At 63.6% G+C, this 18,348-nt stretch carries 21 protein-coding genes and 1 pseudogene; 7 read left to right on the top strand and 15 right to left on the bottom strand.

Annotation, left to right across the window (positions count from 1 at the left end; genetic code table 11):
* Positions 1–851: cyclic nucleotide-binding domain-containing protein (locus tag VFB18_RS00985; protein WP_324970410.1), on the bottom strand; the 851-nt coding region annotated here is incomplete at its 3' end.
* Positions 852–1,028: 177 nt separating this feature from the next.
* Here VFB18_RS00985 and VFB18_RS00990 point away from each other — a divergent pair.
* The 3 genes from VFB18_RS00990 to VFB18_RS01000 all read left to right on the top strand — a co-directional run bounded on the left by VFB18_RS00990 (position 1,029) and on the right by VFB18_RS01000 (position 3,177).
* On the top strand, positions 1,029–1,760 hold the full coding sequence (locus VFB18_RS00990) for a vWA domain-containing protein (RefSeq protein ID WP_324970411.1): 732 nt from the start codon (positions 1,029–1,031) through the stop codon (positions 1,758–1,760).
* Between the two features lie 118 nt (positions 1,761–1,878).
* Positions 1,879–2,109, top strand: coding sequence for a hypothetical protein (locus VFB18_RS00995; protein ID WP_324970412.1), 231 nt, complete (start codon positions 1,879–1,881; stop codon positions 2,107–2,109).
* Between the two features lie 57 nt (positions 2,110–2,166).
* A complete protein-coding gene (locus VFB18_RS01000) occupies positions 2,167–3,177 on the top strand; it encodes a transporter (RefSeq protein ID WP_324970413.1) in 1,011 nt (336 codons plus the stop codon).
* A gap of 19 nt (positions 3,178–3,196) precedes the next feature.
* Here VFB18_RS01000 and ndk read toward each other — a convergent pair whose 3' ends face one another.
* The 7 genes from ndk to VFB18_RS01035 all read right to left on the bottom strand — a co-directional run bounded on the left by ndk (position 3,197) and on the right by VFB18_RS01035 (position 9,370).
* Positions 3,197–3,619 (bottom strand): nucleoside-diphosphate kinase, encoded by a 423-nt coding sequence (ndk, locus tag VFB18_RS01005; protein ID WP_324970414.1) that lies wholly within the window; start codon positions 3,617–3,619, stop codon positions 3,197–3,199.
* 105 nt (positions 3,620–3,724) lie between these two features.
* Positions 3,725–4,186: a DNA polymerase III subunit chi gene (locus VFB18_RS01010; RefSeq protein ID WP_324970415.1), complete on the bottom strand. Its 462-nt coding sequence runs from the start codon at positions 4,184–4,186 to the stop codon at positions 3,725–3,727.
* Positions 4,187–4,195: 9 nt separating this feature from the next.
* A complete protein-coding gene (der, locus tag VFB18_RS01015; protein WP_324970416.1) occupies positions 4,196–5,551 on the bottom strand; it encodes a ribosome biogenesis GTPase Der in 1,356 nt (451 codons plus the stop codon).
* 42 nt (positions 5,552–5,593) lie between these two features.
* A complete protein-coding gene (locus VFB18_RS01020; RefSeq protein WP_324970417.1) occupies positions 5,594–6,934 on the bottom strand; it encodes a PQQ-binding-like beta-propeller repeat protein in 1,341 nt (446 codons plus the stop codon).
* Between the two features lie 30 nt (positions 6,935–6,964).
* Positions 6,965–7,651, bottom strand: coding sequence for a tetratricopeptide repeat protein (locus VFB18_RS01025; RefSeq protein ID WP_324970418.1), 687 nt, complete (start codon positions 7,649–7,651; stop codon positions 6,965–6,967).
* 165 nt (positions 7,652–7,816) lie between these two features.
* On the bottom strand, positions 7,817–8,677 hold the full coding sequence (gene panB, locus VFB18_RS01030; protein ID WP_324970419.1) for a 3-methyl-2-oxobutanoate hydroxymethyltransferase: 861 nt from the start codon (positions 8,675–8,677) through the stop codon (positions 7,817–7,819).
* Between the two features lie 117 nt (positions 8,678–8,794).
* The gene (locus VFB18_RS01035; protein WP_324970420.1) at positions 8,795–9,370 is read right to left on the bottom strand and encodes an NnrU family protein; all 576 of its coding nucleotides are present in this window, start codon (positions 9,368–9,370) and stop codon (positions 8,795–8,797) included.
* Positions 9,371–9,552: 182 nt separating this feature from the next.
* Between VFB18_RS01035 and VFB18_RS01040 the strand changes: the two genes are divergently transcribed.
* On the top strand, positions 9,553–9,834 hold the full coding sequence (locus VFB18_RS01040) for a hypothetical protein (RefSeq protein WP_324970421.1): 282 nt from the start codon (positions 9,553–9,555) through the stop codon (positions 9,832–9,834).
* A gap of 169 nt (positions 9,835–10,003) precedes the next feature.
* On the top strand, positions 10,004–10,789 hold the full coding sequence (locus tag VFB18_RS01045; RefSeq protein ID WP_324970422.1) for a GntR family transcriptional regulator: 786 nt from the start codon (positions 10,004–10,006) through the stop codon (positions 10,787–10,789).
* Between the two features lie 6 nt (positions 10,790–10,795).
* On the opposite strand, the gene VFB18_RS01050 is transcribed toward VFB18_RS01045, so the two are convergent.
* The 6 genes from VFB18_RS01050 to VFB18_RS01075 all read right to left on the bottom strand — a co-directional run bounded on the left by VFB18_RS01050 (position 10,796) and on the right by VFB18_RS01075 (position 16,380).
* Positions 10,796–11,629 carry a hypothetical protein gene (locus VFB18_RS01050; protein WP_324970423.1) on the bottom strand — a complete coding sequence of 278 codons (834 nt, stop codon included), beginning with the start codon at positions 11,627–11,629 and terminating at the stop codon, positions 10,796–10,798.
* Entirely contained in the window at positions 11,629–13,092 is a 1,464-nt protein-coding gene (locus tag VFB18_RS01055; protein WP_324970424.1) for a purine-cytosine permease family protein, read from the bottom strand. The genes VFB18_RS01050 and VFB18_RS01055 overlap by 1 nt, the downstream gene beginning before the upstream one ends.
* Before the next feature lie 219 nt (positions 13,093–13,311).
* Positions 13,312–14,022 (bottom strand): thioredoxin family protein, encoded by a 711-nt coding sequence (locus VFB18_RS01060; RefSeq protein ID WP_324970430.1) that lies wholly within the window; start codon positions 14,020–14,022, stop codon positions 13,312–13,314.
* A complete protein-coding gene (locus VFB18_RS01065; protein WP_324970425.1) occupies positions 13,937–14,728 on the bottom strand; it encodes a DUF899 family protein in 792 nt (263 codons plus the stop codon). Before VFB18_RS01065 ends, VFB18_RS01060 begins: the two co-directional genes overlap by 86 nt.
* A 67-nt stretch (positions 14,729–14,795) precedes the next feature.
* A complete protein-coding gene (locus VFB18_RS01070) occupies positions 14,796–15,308 on the bottom strand; it encodes a metalloregulator ArsR/SmtB family transcription factor (protein ID WP_324970426.1) in 513 nt (170 codons plus the stop codon).
* Positions 15,309–15,462: 154 nt separating this feature from the next.
* Complete coding sequence (locus VFB18_RS01075) at positions 15,463–16,380, bottom strand: hypothetical protein (RefSeq protein WP_324970427.1); 918 nt, start codon at positions 16,378–16,380, stop codon at positions 15,463–15,465.
* Between the two features lie 370 nt (positions 16,381–16,750).
* Between VFB18_RS01075 and VFB18_RS01080 the strand changes: the two genes are divergently transcribed.
* The gene (locus VFB18_RS01080; protein ID WP_324970428.1) at positions 16,751–17,275 is read left to right on the top strand and encodes a hypothetical protein; all 525 of its coding nucleotides are present in this window, start codon (positions 16,751–16,753) and stop codon (positions 17,273–17,275) included.
* A gap of 87 nt (positions 17,276–17,362) precedes the next feature.
* On the opposite strand, the gene VFB18_RS01085 is transcribed toward VFB18_RS01080, so the two are convergent.
* The gene (locus VFB18_RS01085) at positions 17,363–17,632 is read right to left on the bottom strand and encodes a hypothetical protein (RefSeq protein WP_324970429.1); all 270 of its coding nucleotides are present in this window, start codon (positions 17,630–17,632) and stop codon (positions 17,363–17,365) included.
* 201 nt (positions 17,633–17,833) lie between these two features.
* On the opposite strand from VFB18_RS01085, the pseudogene VFB18_RS01090 reads away from it, so the two are divergent.
* A pseudogene (locus tag VFB18_RS01090) lies at positions 17,834–18,348 on the top strand (hypothetical protein); the annotation flags it as partial.

Below are 18,348 nucleotides of genomic sequence, written 5' to 3' on the forward strand. Positions count from 1 at the left end.
CCGGTCGGAAAGCCGAGATAGTTCTCGATGCGGGCCGAGGCACCGGCCTGACCGCCGAATGCGCGGGAGTCGAGCACGAGCACGGAGAGGCCCTCCGACCCGGCATAGACCGCGGCCGCAAGACCCGCCGGCCCCGCTCCCACCACCGCCACGTCGTAGATCTTCTTCTCATCGAGTTCCGGCGTCAGGCCGAGACAGAGCCCGGCCTCAGCCTCGGTTGGGCGCTTCAACAGCGTCCCGTTCGGACAAATCATGAGCGGCAATTCGTCCGGCAGCACGCCGAGCCGCTCGACGATGGCGCGCCCGTCGGCTCGATCGGCATCGAGAACGGTGTACGGATATCCGTTGCGCCGCAGAAAATCCTGCAACTGACCTAAACGCGCCGTGCCGGGAATGCCGACCAGCACCGAGCCTACGCCGCCGTCTCTTATCTCGAGCAGTCCGACACGACGAAGGATGAAGGCCCGCATCATGATCTCGCCGACCTCGGCCGAACCGATCATCAGCGCGCGCACGTGAGCCGGGTCGAACGGCAGCGCTGTGCACCCTTCCGCTCCGGCCCGCCCCTGGGCGAGCGACTCGTGCCCCGCAAGCTGACTGATCTCTCCCGAGAACTGGCCCGGATGATGCGTCGTGATCGATGCTTCGTTGTTGAGTCCGTCGCGCCGCCCGACGTCGATCGAGCCTTGCAGAACGAGCCACGACGGCGTAGCGCGCTGGCCCACATCGAATACGATCTCTCCCGGCCTGAAAGTCCGCTCGGGGCCGCTTGCGAAGCGGCGCGCCGTCTCGATCTGCGCCGCGTCGAGCACGGGGAACATTTGCTGGTGGCGGGTTTCTATGACGCTCATGGACCGGTCTCCTTGGCGGGCAAAGTGAGGCTTCTTGCCGCGCGGGGCAAGGACGCGGTGCGGACACGGGGCCAACCCTTATGACGCAGGGTTCAAAGAATGAGACTGGCACAAAGCAAAGAAAAAGCCCGGAAATCCCCTGTACTGTGCTTTGCACCGACGTTGGAGCACGCGCTCATGAGGCTCGGAAACCGAAGGCGGCTAATCGCGCTCCTCGCCGCGGCGGGGCTCGCGGTCTTTGCCGGTCTTGCCGCCAGGCTTGCCGTTGCGGATACCGAGGCGAGGCCTTGCACCGAGGATGCCATGCTTGTCTTCGACGCCTCGGGATCGATGTCCGGCGACGGCTGGGGCTATGGCAGCGAGAGCCCGAGCGAGGTGAGCCGCATGGACAAGGTGCGTCATGCCCTCGCCAAGGTCCTGCCGAGCATAACCCGCACCCGCCGCGTCGGGCTGATCACCTATGGTCCCGGTCCCTATAACCAGTGCAACGTCCATCTCGATCTTGCGCCCGCCGAGAACGCGGCGGATCGCATCATGCAGGTCATCAATGCGCTCGTTCCAGCCGGAAGAACGCCCTTGACCTCGGCCGTCGAGCAGGCCGCCAACGTGCTCGACTATCGCAGCAAGCCTGGCGTCATCGTACTGCTCACCGACGGCGAGGAGACGTGCGGGCGGCAGCCGTGCGATCTCGGCAAGGCGCTTCACGCTGCCGCCAACCATCTTACCGTTCACGTCATCGGACTTCGAGTGAAGGGCTATTCGTGGACCGGGGAGCAGAGCATTCTCGACGTGAAATGCCTCGCCGATCAGAACGAGGGTCTGTACATCACCGTAGAGCAGGAAGACGAGCTCATCGCGGCGCTGGAGAAGACGCTTGGCTGCCCGATGCTCTCGCAGGCTGTCCGATAGCGATCGAGCCCTTCGCTATCTCTCAGATCGAGTTAGGAAAATCCGCATGAAAGGCGTAAGGCTTCTCAGATGCACGCAGACGCCTTAAACTTCATGCGGTCGGTTGGGAGCCTAAGCGATGAGCGACGTGGCGGGCTTGAACGTGCAAGTGTTGCAGGACCAGGACCTCGTGGTCACCGAGCCCAGGACGGGCGAGAAGGTGGTCTACCGCCGCGACGGTAACTCTCCGCTCCTGGTATTGATGGACCCGCTCAGAGCCGATCCCGATGCGGCGCGCGTCAAATTTCTCGTCTCGGCGTGGAAGGCGGCACACGCCAAGGCTCAACAACTCGGCTGGCTGAAATCCTAACGCGGGCCTCGATCTGCCGGTCCGTCGTCTGATGCCCGAACAGGCTCCGTACCGCGCATGCACGAGGCCCTGACAGACGGCGTACACCCGGGCGCGACCGGCGAGACTTTGCCTGGCCTCGTCTTTGCTTTTCGTTTCACGTCCGATGGCGCAGAGGAACTGCCCGTCGAGAAGCCGATCGACGAAACTCCGGATGGCTGGCTCTGGCTCCATTTCAACCTCGCCGACGCGCGGGCTTGCCGCCTCATCAAGGGCGGACTTTGGCTGCCCGCTGTTGCACGCGATCTCCTCGTCTCCCCCGACGAGCATCAGCAGATCAATGTGAGCGGCGCGTGCCTCTACGGTGTGTTCGCCGACCTCGTCTGCGATCTCGACGGGCTCACCGAGGAGATCGGATTCCTCCATTTCGCCTTGAGCGACAAGCTTCTCGTCACCGGACGGAGGCGCTCGCTCAGCGCGGTGAACGCCACGCGCAAGATCGTTCACGGCGGCGCAAGCTTTTCCTCGCCGGCGGCGCTCCTGCAAGCGCTGATCGAGCAGGTGGTCGACTCGATCGACCGCTACGCCGACGACGCAGCGGCAAAGCTCGACCGCATCGAGGAGAAGATCGTCGCCGACGATGTCTACGAGGGCCGGCGCGTGCTGGGCCGCATTCGTCGCGCCACGGTACGCCTGCACCGCCAACTCGTGATCTTTCGCGCCCTATTGCACCGGTTCGAGCTCGATCTCGCCGGCAAGCTCACTCTCGATCTTGCGCCGGCGCGTCTCGGTCAGCGCATTGAGTGGCTCGACGCCGAGATCGTGTCGCTGCGCGATCGCGCCCATCTCCTCCAAGAGGAGGTCACCATGAAGACGGCCGAGCAGACCAACCGCAATCTCCACGTTCTCGCCGTCGTCACCACGCTGTTCATGCCGGCGAGCCTGATCGCCGGAATTTTCGGCATGAATGTCGGCGGGCTGCCGTTTGTTCAGGACAGTAATGGATTCTGGTGGGCGATGGCGATCGTGGCGGTCGCGTCGGCGATCGTGCTCTGGCTGCTCAAACGCTCCGGCATTCTCAAACACTAGCGGAAGGCGCGGCCGCGCTCTATCCGACGATCTCGCTCTTCTTGAAGCACAGCGCGATTTCGCGCTTCGCGTTGGCGGGGCTATCGGAGCCGTGCACGGAGTTGCGCTGGAGATTGACGGCGAAGTCCTTGCGGATGGTGCCGGGCGCCGCATCGACCGGATTGGTTGCGCCCATCACCGCGCGGTTCTTGGCGATTGCGTCTTCGCCCTCGAGCACCTGGATCACGATCGGCCCCGACGTCATGAAATTGATCAGGTCCTTGAAGAAGGGCTGGTCCTTGTGTACGTCGTAGAACTTGCGCGCGTCCTTCTTCTTCCACAGCACACGCTTCTGCGCGACCACGCGCAAGCCTGCCGCCTCGAGCCGGGCGATGATCAGTCCCGTCAGGTTCCGCTCGGTGGCGTCGGGTTTGATAATCGAAAGCGTGCGTTCAACGGCCATACAATCAGTCTCCAGAGGATTTCGGCTGTGGCGGGCTTATAGCGGCGCCGCATGACAGCGGCAAGGCAATCCTCGTCACCTTGATTTCGGTCGAGCCCGGACGCTCTACGCCTTCTTTTGCCAGCGGCCTGCATCGTCCTGCTGCCAGTAGCTCACCGCGTATCCCCGCGCCTTGGCCGCCTGCCAGTCTTCGCGCGCCTTGGCCACAGCGGCATCGTCGCGTCCGTCGAAGATGAACACGACGCGATCGTATCCCGAGGCGTCGGCAAGCGCCGCGCCGTCGACCAGGAAGCGAACGCGCGCGCCGTTCGGGTTGTCTTCGCCGGTGGTGAGGTAGACGGGATGCGCCTCGGGCTTCCCCTCGCGCGCGGTGCCGTGCGGCAGGAAGCTCTCCTCACGATAGGTCCATAGCAGCGTGTTGAGCGCCTCGATACGTTCTTCGCTCGCGGCCTGCACGACCGCACGCCAACCGCGCTCGAGCGAGCGCTCGAGCAGATTGGGCAGCACGTCATCGAGCGAACGCTGCTCGAGATGATAGAAGTAGATTTCCGTCGCGCCCCCGCTCATCGCTACGCCTCACACATAGGGATTGTCGCCCTTGCGCAGATGGAGCCTGATCGGGGTGCCCGGCAGGTCGAACGTCTCGCGCAACGAGTTCACGAGGTAGCGCACATAGGAATCGGGCAGGGCCTTGGGCCGCGAGCAGAACACGACGAAGGTCGGTGGCCGCGCATTCGCCTGCGTGACGTATCTAAGCTTGATGCGCCGCCCCGAGACCGCCGGCGGCGCATGCGCCTCGATGGCCGATTGCAGCCACTGATTGAGCCCATGCGTCGGCAGCCTCACGTTCCACAAGCGGTCGGCCTCGATCACCGCCTGCATCAGCCGGTCGAGGCCGCTGCCGGCGAGCGCCGAAACCGGCACGAGCGCGACTCCTTTCACTTGCGGGAGCAGCCGCTGGCACATTTCGCGCAGTTCCCCGAGGCGCTTCTCGCGGTCGCGCACGAGGTCCCATTTGTTGACGGCGATGACGAGCGCCCGCCCCTCCTCGGCGATCAGCTCGGCGATCTGGAGATCCTGCTTCTCGAATGGATGCTCCACGTCGAGCAGAAGCACGACCACCTCGGCGAAACGGATCGCCTTCAGCGCATCGCCGACGGAAAGCTCCTCGGCGCGGCCTTCGATTCGCATCTTGCGGCGAAGCCCCGCGGTATCGAACAGAAGGAGAGGCCGCCCCTGGTAGGACAGCGGTGACGCGACCGAGTCGCGCGTGATGCCTGCCTCGGGCCCTGTGATCATGCGCTCTTCGCCGAGCAGCGCATTGACCAGCGTGGATTTGCCGACGTTCGGCCTGCCCACGATGGCGATGCGGAGCGGGCGGGCGCCTTCCGCGTCCGCTTCTTCCGTCTCAGCAATGCCGCTCTCCCTGTCGCCAGAGGCTGCCTTGACGCTTTGCTCGATCGCCTCGGTCAAGTCGCCGATGCCAAGGCCGTGCTCGGCCGAGATCGCCAGCGGCTCGCCGAGCCCGAGCTCGTAGGCTTCGTAGAGTCCCGCCTCGGCCGCCCTCCCCTCGCATTTATTGGCGGCGAGGATCACGGGCTTGCCCGCCTCCCGCACCATGGCCGCGAACATCTCGTCGGCCGGAACCAGTCCGGCCCGCGCATCGATGAGGAAGACGACGAGATCGGCATGGGCGATAGCGGCTTCGGTCTGCCTGCGCATGCGCGGCGTCAAGCCCTCATCGCCGGGCTCGAGGCCCGCGGTATCGACCAGCGTCACGTCGTAAATTCCCACCATCGCCTCGGTTTCGCGCCGGTCGCGGGTCAGCCCCGGCTGATCGTCGACGAGCGCGAGCCGCTTGCCGGCGAGCCTATTGAACAGCGTGGACTTGCCGACATTCGGCCGTCCGACGATGGCGATGGTGTAGGACATTGGGGCGTCCGGGAAGAAAACGAGTAGCGCGTCGGCTCACCCCTAGTTGAGGGCGATCAGCGTGGCGTTGTCGGCCAGGATATACATGCGCCCGCCGGCTACAATGGGGGAGACGAACACCTTGGTTCCGAGATCGAGATTGGAAACGACCTGCCCGCTGCGCGCATCGGCGGCAACCAGGAGGCCGTCGCCCGAGACGAGCCACAGCTTCCCTCCCGCAAGCACCGGTCCGCTCCAGCGTCCGGAACCCGGCAAGTCGCTCGTCCATTTGACCGACCCGTCGCTGCGCGAAAGGGCAAGCAGCTTGCCGTTGAGGTCCACGACGTAAACGGTGTCGCCGGCGACCCACGGCATCTGCGTGCTGGCGATGTTGCGGGTCCACACCCGCACCCCGTCCGATTCGGAGGTCGCGATCATCTTGCCGCCATGGCTCACCGCGAACACCACGCCCTTGTCGATCACCGGCCGCGCCGGATCGCCGAGAATGCCGGCGGCCGAGGTCTCGGTGGTGCGCGCAAGCGAGTCGCTCCATGTCGGCTTGCCGCTTGCCACGTCGTAGGCGGCGATGTCGCCGGCCGGGAACGGCGCGATGACGACATTGTCGCTGACCGCCGGACTGACGTTGCTGAGGATGGTCGCGATTTGCGGGAGGCCACGCGCCGTCCACGCCTCTGAGCCGTCGGCTGCGTTCAGCGCATGCAGCACATTGTCGGCCGAGATGAAGAACACTTTTCCGGCAGCGGCCGTGGGCGAGCTCCGCACCGGCTCGCCTATGACCTTGGTCCATTGAATCGCCCCGCTGCCGGGATCGATGGCTACCGCCGTGCCGTAGCCGGTCGTGACGTAGAGCCTGCCGCCGTCGAGCGCGAGGCCGCCCCCGAAGCCCTCCTTGCTCTTCTCGTTCTCCGGCGTGACGCTCACCGACCAGGCTCGCGCCCCGCTCGATGCTTGGAAGGCCGAGACGTTCCCCGCGGCATCGAGCGTGTACACATAGCCGTTGGCGGCGAGTGGCATCGCGCTCAAGCGGCCGCTCGACGAGGAACCGGTGCCGGCGTCGGCCGACCAGACTTTCTGCACCTGCTCGTTGAGCGCCAGGTGACCGAGATTATTGGACGCCGTACCGCCGGGCTCGGTCCAGGAGTCGTTGGCGCGAGGCGCCGGCAGTGACACTGGCTTGGGTGCCCCGGATGGGTTGAGGTCGTTCGCGCTCGGATCGGTGATGACCGCGATGCGCTCACCGGGAAGAATCTCTTCTTTCTTGGCAAAGGGATTGCGAATATTGGAGAGTGGCCCGCTGCAAGCGGCGAGGCTCACAACGAGAGTCGCCGCAAGTCCGGCGCCGAACAGGCGCCCGCCCGTTCCCCGTGTAAGACGAACGCCCAACTTCGAGCCGCCCTCCGCGCCAGATGCGCGCTATTTCGCCGTGGTGCTCAGCGCCTGCGGCGTTCCCACAATAAGCGCGAGCATCATGTCGGCGCGATCTCGTAAATTCGGCGGCGTGGCCTGATCGGCGAGCAGATCGCTGAACTCCTTCTCCGCCGTCCGCATGTCGTTGTTCCGGTAGGCCGAGAGCCCGAGCAGCTCGCGCGCCGAGAAGCTCCACGCGCCGTTCGACTCGGCGAGGCCCTTGAGCCGCTTCTCCATCTCGGCGTAATCGGCCTTGTCGAGCCTCAGCGCGGCGGCCTGGATCGTGGCGTAGCCGCGCAGAATAGAATCGACGCTCTGATCGCTGGCGAGCGCGTCGTAATCGGCAACCGCCTTGTCGGCATCCCCGGCCTTCGCTTCGCCGGCCGCGATCTGGAAGCGCGAAAGGACACGATAGCCGTCCGGGCCGTCCTTGACGAGCTGAGCAAAGATGTCCTTGGCCTTGGCCGCGTCGGGCCCGTCTTCCACGGCCAGCGCCTTGCTGAATTGGTCGCCGGCCTCGGCCGATTTCCGCTCCTGCCAAGTGTTCCAAGTCTTATAGCCGGCAACGCCCGCCACCAGCACGACCGCCGCCGCGAGCACGTAGATGCCGTACTGGTCCCACAGCTTCTTGTATTGGTCCTGGCGGACCGCTTCGTCTACTTCACGGATGAATTCACTGTCGCGGTCGGCCATGGTTGCGGACTCTTAATCGACTGGTCGCTCTCTTAGGGCGAACGAGCGGCGCAATTGGACGGCCGTCGCTCCTCCCTGCCCGCCGTATAGTGAAGCCGGCTTGCTCGCGCAAGGTAAAGAGCCCGGACCGTCGCTCCAGGCTTGTAACGAAATCCCGTGGGCCGGCTAACTGCCTGTCATTTTGGTCTTTTTCGTGGCTGCCTCGGGCTCGTCGCACATCGGATAGGTGTACTCGGCCGTTGGGAAGGCGCGTGTTCTCACCTCGCTTGCGAAGGCTTTGACCGCATTCTCGATGCCAGCGCCGAGCTGGGCGTATTCCTTGACGAATTTCGGAACGCGCTGCGAGAGCCCGAGCATATCCTCGAGCACGAGGATCTGCCCGTCGCATTCGGCGGACGCGCCGATGCCGATGGTCGGGATCGAGATTTGCTTGGTAATACGCGCAGCAAGCAGTTCGGCGAGCGCCTCGATCACCACGGCGAACGCGCCGGCTTCGGCGATCGCCTGGGCATCGGCTTCGTAGGCCGCCCATTCCGAGCGGTAGCGACCGCGCGGCTTGAAGCTGCCGATCGTGTTGATCGCCTGCGGCGTCATGCCGATATGGCTCATCACCGGAATACCGCGATCGGCGAGATAACGGATCGTCTCGGCCATCTGGACGCCGCCCTCGAGCTTGATCGCGCCGGCCCCCGTCTCCTTCATCACTCGCGCTGCGTTGCGGAAGGCAACCGCCGGGCTCTCCTCGTAGGAGCCGAACGGCATGTCGACCACGACGAGCGCGCGCGAGGAGCCGCGCACCACGGCCTGGGCATGCATGATCATGAGCTCGAGCGGCACCGGCACGGTCGTCTCGTAGCCGTGCATCACCATGCCGAGCGAGTCGCCGACCAACAGGAAATCGACATAGGGATCGATGATGCGGGCGGTATGGGCGTGGTAGGCGGTCAGCGCCACGATAGGAGCACCGCCTTTGCGGGCCCTGATCTCGGGCGCCGTGATGCGCTTAACTGAGAAATCTTTCGACACGTCTCGTCGAGCTCCTCAAAGCATTAAAGGCCCAAAGGGGGCCCGGATCTCCACTCCTTATCGCAGAATATAGGAAGCTTGTGCACTGCAAAAAATCAGCCCGGAACTTGCTTTGGGTCAATGCGGCAATGGCGCAACGCCGATCACCGCCTGATGCAGCCAAAACAGGGTCGCGAGATAAAGGGCCGTCCCGGCGACCACGGCGATTGCGTCGTTCCTAGGCTTCGGCGCCCCCTCGACTGCGACCAAGCTCGTCGGCCGCCGCCCCGTCTTCAGGCTGATGCGGTCGTACACGGCATAGGCGAGAAAGGAAGCGAACAGGATCATCGAGGCGAGGTCGCCGTTGGCGATGAGATGGGCGAGCGCCCAGGTCTTGATGGCGACAAGGAACGGATGCTTGAGCCTTTCCTTGATCTTGCCGGGCACATAGGCGGCGACCAGGAAGATGAAGGCGGGCCACATCAGGATGATCGCGATCCATCGCGTCCAGGAAGGCGGCGACCAGATGGTAACCGAAGGCGCCTTCGCGAAGGCGTAGATGAGGAGGATGAGGCTTGCGGCCGAAAGCACCGCGAACATCGCCCTGTAGCCCGATTCGCCGAGCCGCCCGACCAACCGGCCGCGCAAATCTCCCATCGTCGGCACGAGATGGATGCCGAAGAAGATGACAATGGCCGCGATGAGTAGCGTCATGCCCCTGCCCTCCAAACCGTGGCAACAAAGACCGGGATCGCCTCGCCGTCAACTGCGATCGGTGGGCCTGCGCCTGGGACGACTGAAAGACTATTGTCGCTTCGAACCATTAGCCTTGAGATGGACGGTGCGATAAAGCTCAAACGACGGCCTCGCCGAACTGTTGGCAAGGAGACAACGCAATGAAGATCGAAAGAGTGAGTCTCGCTGCCATCGCCATTCTCGTTGCGCTCACGGTTGCCACACCACTCGCCGAAGCCGGGCAGCACAAGGCCTGCCGTCACGGCGCCAAATGCTACAAAGCCCCGCGCTATGTCAGGCCCTATGCCGCGGAGGGCTGGCTCAATTTCCGCTTCTTCGGCGATTTCAGCGGCCCCTGCGCCCCGCTCCTGCGCGACGCGATCGAGATCGACACGCCCGACCCGCGCTATTGGAACGCATACGAACATTGCATCGGCATGTGAGGCGCTGAATGGCATCTGTCGTAAAGGCCGCGCACGGAGCAAATGATGGGGCATTAGAGATTGATCCTCGCTAGGCTGCATTGCTAAATCGAGCGACGCCCCGCAACGACCAAGGTGCAGCGCCGCTGACTGCGAGAGCTCTGTGATGCCTGCAAAAAGGATGGATCAATTGGAACGGAGCGATCACCTTGATCGCGACAGCGTCGTCCCGCTCTATTTCCAGCTTCAGGAAATCCTCAAGGAGAAGATCGAGCTCGGATTGTGGAACGCGGGCGAGGCCCTTCCCCCCGAGGAGGAATTGTGCGCCACCTACGATGTGAGCCGAACGGTTGTGCGTCAGGCGCTCGCAATATTGGAGCAGGATCGCCAGATCATTCGCGTTCGGGGCAGCGGCACGTTTGTCGCCGTTCCCAAGGTCGAGCAGCGCGCCGGAGGCTTCAGCCGGCTGCTGGACTCGGCGACCCCCGGGGCGCAAATCACGATCCTAGACGCACGCACCCAGACGGCTTCTCGCCGCATCGGCGCTCAGCTCAATCTGAAAAGCGATAGCGACATTCTGAGAGTGATGAGCTTGCTGCATATTCGCGACGTGCCGGTCGCCCTGTTCGACTCGTTCTTTCCGGTTTCGGATAGCACCGAATTGCGGCGCATTCTTCCCCGCGCCTTCCCCAGCGTGCTGACCAATCGCCCGCGCCGAACCATCGAGCTGACCAAAACCGAAGTCACCATCGAGACCAGCTTTTGCAGCAAGTGGGAAGCGGAACAACTGGCGATACCCTTCCGCGGCGCCGTGTTCGTGACGCTGATCGTCGAGCATCGCGCCGCGGGCCATCAGGATCGTCCCTTCGAGGTCGCCAGGGCAGTCTACCGCGCCGACCGCGTTCAATTTCATCTGGAGCTTTCAGGCCACAGCGCCATCCCGCAAGCCACTTGGCAGCTCTCCGAAGCGAATTGACGCATCTTAGAGCCGCCAGCAGCTTCTGATCGTCCAGCGGTCATCCATCACGACGTCTGCTGCTTCACGGGCGTTGGGAACGAATTTTTCGACCGGCGGAACGTCGAGCCGCTTCCCCTCGCGCCAAGGAAAGGTGGATAGCTCGATTACGTAATCGTGGCCGGGCTCCGCGCGCCGCGCGTAGGAGAATTCGCAGTCCAACAGCTCACGCAAGCGCTTCGGATCGTATCTCGCCTCGCGGGCAAGCTCCGGCAGCGTCTTGTCCCCCGGGAGCAATTCCGAACGATTGCGCGCGAAGATCGCATGGTCGCCGGCGACGTAAAGGCAGGTGGCGGACGGCGCATCACGTTGCACCAGATGGCCGCCAAATTTCTGCGAGCCTGGCTGCAGCCGCCAATCCTCGACATAGGCGCCGCTCGGCGCCCTCTCGATCATGCAGGTCCCGCCCTCGAGCCACTCCATCCATCCCGGCTCGGGGAAGGTAATAACCGGCTGAAACCGGAACAGATAGCTCTCCCTCGGCCAGCTCGCGGTGGGGAACGGTTTGGCTTTGGCGTCGAACAGCGTCACTCCGCAAAAGCAGTCCTGTTCCGCTAACGCGAGCAGCTCCTCAATGGAGCAATCTTCGAGCCCTCCTCGCGACCTGAGGTCGGGGCGCGTCGCCGATACGCGAATGTCGCCCACACCGGAAAGCGTCTGGACCCAGATGACGCGCGTGCTGGTATCCTCCGTCCCGTCGGCGAAGCGGATGTAGCGGCGGTACCAACAGCCCAACAGCCGCGCGGGTACGGTGACCGAGCCGCATGTCGCGCTCGGTCCCTCAACAGCGATATCGTTCATCATTGATTTGGCTTGGCGTATGAAAGTTGGGTCGATCCCGCTTCGGTGCTCAAGGTGGTCAGCGAGTACAGCAGACCGCCGACGATCAGTCCCACGATCGGCGACAGATCGGCGCCGTCGAGGTAGTTCATCGAGACGTATCCCTGCCAAAGAGCGGTGTTGGCGCAGAGCCCGCCGGCCACAATGCCGACGATCAGGGACAGCAGGGCCGGCCAGTTGAATCCCTGCTGGTACCAATAGAGTCCGCCGCTGCTCCTCACCAGATCAGACGACGTGTATTGGCCGCGCCGGCGAAAGTAGTCGACGATGAAGATGCCGGCCCACGGTGACATCACGATCACGAGCAACGACAGGAACTGGGTGAAGACGATCGAAAAGTCGTAGACGAACAGTGCGACGCACGCGGCGCCGACGGTTATCACGCCGTCGATAAGGACGCTCTTGTAGCGCGCGACCCTGACCCCGAGCGCCAGGAGATTGAGACCGCTCGAGTAGCTGTTCATCACGTTGTTGGCGACGACGCCGGCGATGACCACGATCAAGAACGGGAACAGGAACCAATTCGGAAGAATCTTGGGCAGATTGCCCACCGGGTCCGACGTGTCGACCAGGGTGCCGATGACGACGCCCAATCCGCCGTAAAGCACCGACGGTATGAAGTTGGCGACAGTCACCCAACCGACGATCGCCGCGCGATCCGAATTCTTCGGCAGATAGCGCGAGTAGTCCGAGGCGAAATTTACCCAGCTCATCGCCCCGGCGCCGAGCACCGTGGCGAGCCCGAGGAACCAGGTCGCCATCGGCGTCGCTGCCGCCAAATTTGCCGCCGGCTGGTAGTCCCAATTGACCTTGGGGATGGTGAGCGCGGCCATCACGAGCGTAAGGGCCGTCAACAGATAGGAGAGCCATTTCTGGGCCACGACGAGCGTCGCATGACCGAGAACCGGAATGGCGAAGGTCAGGATCGCCATGATCACGAGGAAAGGCGCCAGCATCCAGTGCGGCGTCGCAATGCCCGCCTGCTCGAGCAGCGTCTTGATGGCGAAGGTGCCGATGATGATGTTCACCGTTTCCCAGCCGAGCGTGGCAGCCCACGAAAATGCGGTCGGTATGGCGTTGCCGCGAAGTCCGAACGGCGCCCGGCTGATGATCAGCGTGGCGGTGCCGGCCCGCGGTCCCGGCAGGCTGCACAGGCCGACGATCACGTAGGCCAAGCTGCCCACGATCACGATCGACAAACCCTGCCAAAGGTTGAGCCCGTACAGGATCAAGACGCCGCCGGCGATCATGTTAATGAACGTCGAATTGGCGCCGAACCACGGCCAGAACAACTCTTTCGGCGAGCCGTGGCGATGCGCGTCGGGGATAATGTCGATGCCGTAGACCTCGATCTTGCCGAACTCATCGAAGGCAGGAGCGGCCGAGGACGGCGCGGTCGCAGGGACCTCGGATGCGCGACTCATGGATTCCTCCCGTCTATTTGTAATTACTTTTTATGAATTTGTAATAACAACTTCGTAGGCCGCATGTCAACGACGCTTGCGTACCCTCGCAATGCCGAGGCCGCGAACAGGCGCGACAAGGCATCAGCCGGAGGCCCACATCCGGGTTCTCGCGCTTACATGAGCACGTGCATGATGAGCCGCGCGCGTGCCAAAACCGCCGAGGCACCCGGTTTCAGCTCAGCGGCTGCCGTACTCGTCGCGGCGCCGCCACCAGATGCCGGTCTCGTTGCGGCCCTTAGGCGCGCGGTCGAGCCACTGATAGGCACCCCAGAGACTGTCCAAGCCGCGGGCGTAGGTGGAGTAAGTGTGATAGACCACGCCGTCCTCGAGTGCGAATGCGCTCATGCCCGGTCTCTCGCGCATATAGCTCGGCGCATCGGTTCCGCACATCGTCGCAAACTTGACGACGGGCTCAGGGAACTGCTCGGCCGCCAACGGATGGCCGCCGCGCCGGTAGTTGTATTCGACGTTTCCGGCGCGCTGCTGCCTCTCGGTGATCGAAACGTCGAAGTCAAAATTGAAGTCGCCGTCGATGGACGATGCCCAGGGGAAGGCCCACCCCATCCGCCGCTTGTACGCCCGGAGCGTTGCCAGCGGCGCCCGCGATACCGCCCACAACATGACGTCATGGTTCGCGAGGTGAACGGCAAAACCGTTGAACCCGTCGGCGATCATCGAGCATGACGGACAGCCTGCCTTGTAGTCGGGGCCGAACATGAAGTGGTAGACGAGGAGCTGCGAGCGTCCCCTGAAGAGATCCGCCAGCGATGCGCTCCCCTCATCGGTTTCGAACCGGTACTCCTTATCGATTCTGACCCATGGCAGCTCCTGCCGCCGCTCGGCCAATTCGTCGCTTCGCCGCGTAAGTTCCTTTTCCGCTTCGAGCAGCTCGAGCCGCGCTTTGAGCCACTCTTCGCGTGTTCCGGTCTTGTGTTTCGTCATCGCACCCACTCTCTTCAGGTGATCGGCACCCTACCTTCCTTGGCGCTAGGACATGCCTGCCGGCTTTGGGCCGACCGGTCAGCTCGCGTATTTGTATTTCGGCCGCCACCCCCCCCGCTCCTTCGGGAAGGAGATCGAAGAAGTGCCACACGAAACAGAAGTCATCGCCGGGCGAGAACGAGGTATCGGCAACGCGCACCAGCTTCTTGCCCTTGCGCTTGAACACCGAGACGCCGGGCAGATATCCGTCCTTGCCGCGGTAACCCATGTGCTCGGCGAAATTCGTGCCTTGGTAGGACACCATGGGGAATCTCCAACCGCGACTTTGGGCGAATTCCATTTGCGCGTCGGGCGAATCCGGCGAGGCGACCACGAAAGCGGCCCGACTCCGCAGATGGTCGTAGGCTCCGTTGAAACCGTCCGCCCAGAGCGTGCAATAAGCGCAGCCCTTGCCCATGTTGTGCACGACGAACAGCGTGTCCTTGTCGCCGAACAGCTCCGAGAGCCGCGTTACGCCGTCCATCGTCGCGAATTCGTAGTCGCTCACCTCCTCCGGCTCGATCTCGGCCTGCAACTTGCGCATCTTCTTGCGCAGCTCGCCGATCTGGCCGCGATACTCGGCAAGCTTCTGCGCCGTCTTGGCATAGTTCATCGCCGCACTCCGTTGCTCTCACACGATGCGCATTCGTTCTGAAAGGCACTACCGTGCTGCTGCATGACTATTTCTCCGCTTTCGGCTTGCGAAGGGTCCGCCTCTTCGCGCTCCGGCCCAATTTGGAGGTCCGCCTGCCGTCCCGTGGCGCCCCGCGCCGGCCGCGCCGCTCCTCGATTTCGTGCAGCGAAGCGGCCAGCAGGTCGAACTGAGCTTGCCAATACCTGCTGTAGCGGTTGAGCCAGACCGCGGCGGTATAAATCGGCCCGGCATCGAGCCGGCAGCGGCTGATGCGTCCGGTGCGCTCCTGTGCGATCAGCCCTGCACGCACGAGCACCTGAATGTGTCGCGAGATCGCCTGTAGCGAGATGTCGAACGGTGCCGCGATTTCAGAGACCAGGAGGTCGCGTCCGTCGAGACGCGTGAGGATTTCGCGTCGCACCGGATCGCTGAGCGCAAAGAACACCCCGCTTAGCGCCTCCTGCTCGGCTTCGGCGGCGGAGACGCCATGCTTCACCACATGCAACGAGGGCAACGCCATGCCCGAATGATTATCAACAGAGTTATTGATAGTCAACACATGGGTTGATTATCCGGCTGCAACGCGCAACGCGATCGGACCTCGCCCGGGGCCAGGTGGACCCTCACTGCTTGTCGAATACGATCTCGACGCGCCGGTCCTTCCCGGGATGCTGCCACAGCCCGGTGAACTCACGACGGGATTTGGCTTCTCGCTACTGCCCCTTGCACAGGGGAAGCGGCTGGGGCGGAGGCGCCGGATGATCCTTCTTGTATTGTTCGATGATCGGCTCGAGCGTCTCTTTCGGCCAAAACTTCGGAGCGCCGATCTCTTTGAGGCACGACGCATTCCAGTATAGGCCGACGCGCGCCGGCGACTTGCCGGCCTTCACGGCTTGCGCGACGGCGGCGATATCGCCGGACTCAGGATAGATGTAAAGCGTCGACGGCTCTTTCATCATCGGAATGATTTTTGCCGCGTCCGACTGCGACCAACTGGTGCAACCGTTGCTGCGGCCAGCCGCGTAATCCACCAGCGTTCCGAACGGAACATATCCCTCCTCGTTCGCGTACGGACTGTCCGGATCTTTTCGCCGACATGCGACCCGCAGCACCACCGCCGGATGCCCGCCGATGACGCGAGGTCGGGCATTTGCCGTTTCGCCTTCGCCGTCGAACTGGACGAACGAGCGGTTGAAGGCGACATATTTGCCTGCGCCGTTGCGGTAATAGCCCTTAAAACGCGTGATCGTCTCTTCGGTCACGTAGGGACCACCCGTCGTCAGCTTGGAATCCATTGCATTGCTGAAATTCTTCGCACAGCGGATTCCGTTGGTGAAATTTACACCCGCTACGTTGCGGCCGCTGCCGTGCCCGGAAGGTACGGCGCGAAACGTCTGATCGGCTTCGCAGATGACGTAGAACCTGCGCGTGAACCCCCCGGGCCGGGTCGCGTCCATGGCGAAGTAGCAGGGATTCTTGACCTTTCCCTCGCTCACCTTTTGCAGATAGAGCGCGCGCGCCCTCTGCAGCACCACCGGCGCGATCTGGCCGTCGCCCTCCCCGATATGGGCCTTGAGCCAGGCCGGAATCTCCGCTGCCTGCTCCACCGCAAAGACCCGCGCCGCCGACATGGCGGCGAGAAGACTGACGGTCCCGGCAATAGCAAGAACAAGCGATCTGACCTGCAACGACCAAGTCTCCCCTCGACACTTCCGCCGTTTGGCCGCAACCGCTGCGGCCCAACGCGGCCGATGCGAACGGCCCCCGTTCCCTAAAGATCACCGAAGCCCTCTTGCCCTGAGTTTAGACGATGGACCCTTGCGGTAAAAAGCGGGCATTTTGCCCGGCAGGTCAGGGTCGACTCGGCCGCGCCAATCGCAACGGCTGTCCGCACGCCACGCCCCCGACTTAGAGGTGCCTTAATTTCTTCGCGCCATCCTTGGAGGATGCTCACGCCACACGGCTCGAAACCGATGCAGCGGAGGGCGAGTGGAGATTGCCATGGACAAAGGCCTTAGGCTCGGCATCACGGCGGCAATGATCGGCATGGCTGCGCTTGCGAATGCCGGCCCCGCTCATGCTGGAAATGGCTCGGCGATCGGAGCGGGTCTGGTCGGATTCGGCGTCGGCGCTGTCGTGGGCAGCATGCTCACTCCTTCCGAAGTCTATTACGGACCGCCGCCCCCGCCGGACCCCTACGACTATTACGGCTACGACGATTACGGGCCGGTCGATTACGCACCGGACTACGGCTATGAACCGGACGACTACGGGCCGCCTCCGCCGCCGCGACCACACCCGCGTTTGAAGGCGCCTCGACCGCGGGATGCGAGCCAAACCCATGCCGTGCCTTTGCCGTCAAGAAATCCGGCCAAGGCGGCACCCTCCCCAAACGCCGCGCAAAACGGGGAGGCCAAGTTCAAGGCCGCCCAGGCGAAAGCCAAGCGCGCGGGTGTCGAAAACCTCACCCAAGAGGACATCGAGGGCTTGAGCTACGCCCAGCTTAAGCAGCTCAGAGGCTATTGAACGGCCGCTCCGAGCGAACCCCGTGTCGTTGCTGCCCGTCGATGCGCAGGGACGGAGCCAGCAAAGCGGCGCGTTTGCCGTCGGGCGCTAGTAGACTACGACAGGTCCGTAAACGTCATAAAAGCCGGTAGCCGGACCATAGCTGAATGAGTAGATCGGACGTGCTTCGTCGTTAGGACGGAAGACGTGGTGGCGCAGATAGTGGTGCCGCTCCGGTCCGCCCGGTCCGATGATCAGGTAGCCGCCCCCGAAATCGCCCTCATCATGAATCGAATTGGCGATGGCCGGGCCGCTGAACAGCGCCGCGCCGCCCAATAAGGCGAGCGCAAGGGCGCCTTGCTTCGTGCTTATTCTCATGGGTCAAGCCTCCTTTCGTCGGCTGCCCCCACAAGGAACCAACGGCGGCGCGCGGGAACTGTTCCGGGCGTTTTCCGAACACGCAACCGATCCATTTAAGCGCTTGAGCGCCTTCACCAATTCGGGGGGCCGATCGCGCTCGGCCGCCGGTGGAATACTGGCTCGTGGATCGAAGAGCACGGCTGTGTCATGATCCGGGCCATGGACCTGGAAGTCGCGCGGAAGGCCCTGTCGAAGCGGAGGGCGTCCGCCTCCACGAAACGGCTCGCATTCCTTATCGTTGCGGGCCTCGTCCTTATCGCAGGCGTTCTCTTGCGCGCGGGTCAATATTTCGGCCAGCCGGACGTGGAGCAGAATGCGCCGGTCACGGTTGTCGCGCCCCTTGCGCCCGCTCCCGCTTTGGAACCGACCGACTCCGTTGCGAAGACACCGACGCCCGCGCCGGGCCCCGCAACCGCGCCCAACGAGCAGGCCGCACAGACAGGCGAGGTTGTCAAACCGGCTGAACACAGTGACGAGGCGGTTGAGCACGCCGAGCCCCCCAACCTTCCGGGCTCGGGAATGATCCTCGTTTCCAGACAGCCTGTCGAAGTGAGGGCGGGTCCATCCTCCTCCGCGCCGACCACGTTTGGCTTTCCAGCCGGCCGGTCCTTCCGCGTGGTCGGCCACGAAGGAGGTTTCGCCAAGATCGAGGACGTGAAGAGCGGCGCCAGCGG

It is taken from the genome of Methyloceanibacter sp. (assembly GCF_035650995.1).
Classification (GTDB): domain Bacteria; phylum Pseudomonadota; class Alphaproteobacteria; order Rhizobiales; family Methyloligellaceae; genus Methyloceanibacter.

Excerpts from the sequence above, each read along its gene's own strand:
- VFB18_RS00990 (WP_324970411.1), top strand. The coding sequence starts at position 1,029 with ATGAGGCTCGGAAACCGAAGGCGGCTAATCGCGCTCCTCGCCGCGGCG.
- VFB18_RS00995 (WP_324970412.1), top strand. The coding sequence starts at position 1,879 with ATGAGCGACGTGGCGGGCTTGAACGTGCAAGTGTTGCAGGACCAGGAC.
- VFB18_RS01000 (WP_324970413.1), top strand. The coding sequence starts at position 2,167 with ATGCACGAGGCCCTGACAGACGGCGTACACCCGGGCGCGACCGGCGAG.
- ndk (WP_324970414.1), bottom strand. The coding sequence starts at position 3,619 with ATGGCCGTTGAACGCACGCTTTCGATTATCAAACCCGACGCCACCGAG.
- VFB18_RS01010 (WP_324970415.1), bottom strand. The coding sequence starts at position 4,186 with ATGAGCGGGGGCGCGACGGAAATCTACTTCTATCATCTCGAGCAGCGT.
- der (WP_324970416.1), bottom strand. The coding sequence starts at position 5,551 with ATGTCCTACACCATCGCCATCGTCGGACGGCCGAATGTCGGCAAGTCC.
- VFB18_RS01025 (WP_324970418.1), bottom strand. The coding sequence starts at position 7,651 with ATGGCCGACCGCGACAGTGAATTCATCCGTGAAGTAGACGAAGCGGTC.
- VFB18_RS01035 (WP_324970420.1), bottom strand. The coding sequence starts at position 9,370 with ATGACGCTACTCATCGCGGCCATTGTCATCTTCTTCGGCATCCATCTC.
- VFB18_RS01040 (WP_324970421.1), top strand. The coding sequence starts at position 9,553 with ATGAAGATCGAAAGAGTGAGTCTCGCTGCCATCGCCATTCTCGTTGCG.
- VFB18_RS01050 (WP_324970423.1), bottom strand. The coding sequence starts at position 11,629 with ATGAACGATATCGCTGTTGAGGGACCGAGCGCGACATGCGGCTCGGTC.
- VFB18_RS01055 (WP_324970424.1), bottom strand. The coding sequence starts at position 13,092 with ATGAGTCGCGCATCCGAGGTCCCTGCGACCGCGCCGTCCTCGGCCGCT.
- VFB18_RS01065 (WP_324970425.1), bottom strand. The coding sequence starts at position 14,728 with ATGAACTATGCCAAGACGGCGCAGAAGCTTGCCGAGTATCGCGGCCAG.
- VFB18_RS01075 (WP_324970427.1), bottom strand. The coding sequence starts at position 16,380 with ATGTCGGCGGCGCGGGTCTTTGCGGTGGAGCAGGCAGCGGAGATTCCG.
- VFB18_RS01080 (WP_324970428.1), top strand. The coding sequence starts at position 16,751 with ATGGACAAAGGCCTTAGGCTCGGCATCACGGCGGCAATGATCGGCATG.
- VFB18_RS01085 (WP_324970429.1), bottom strand. The coding sequence starts at position 17,632 with ATGAGAATAAGCACGAAGCAAGGCGCCCTTGCGCTCGCCTTATTGGGC.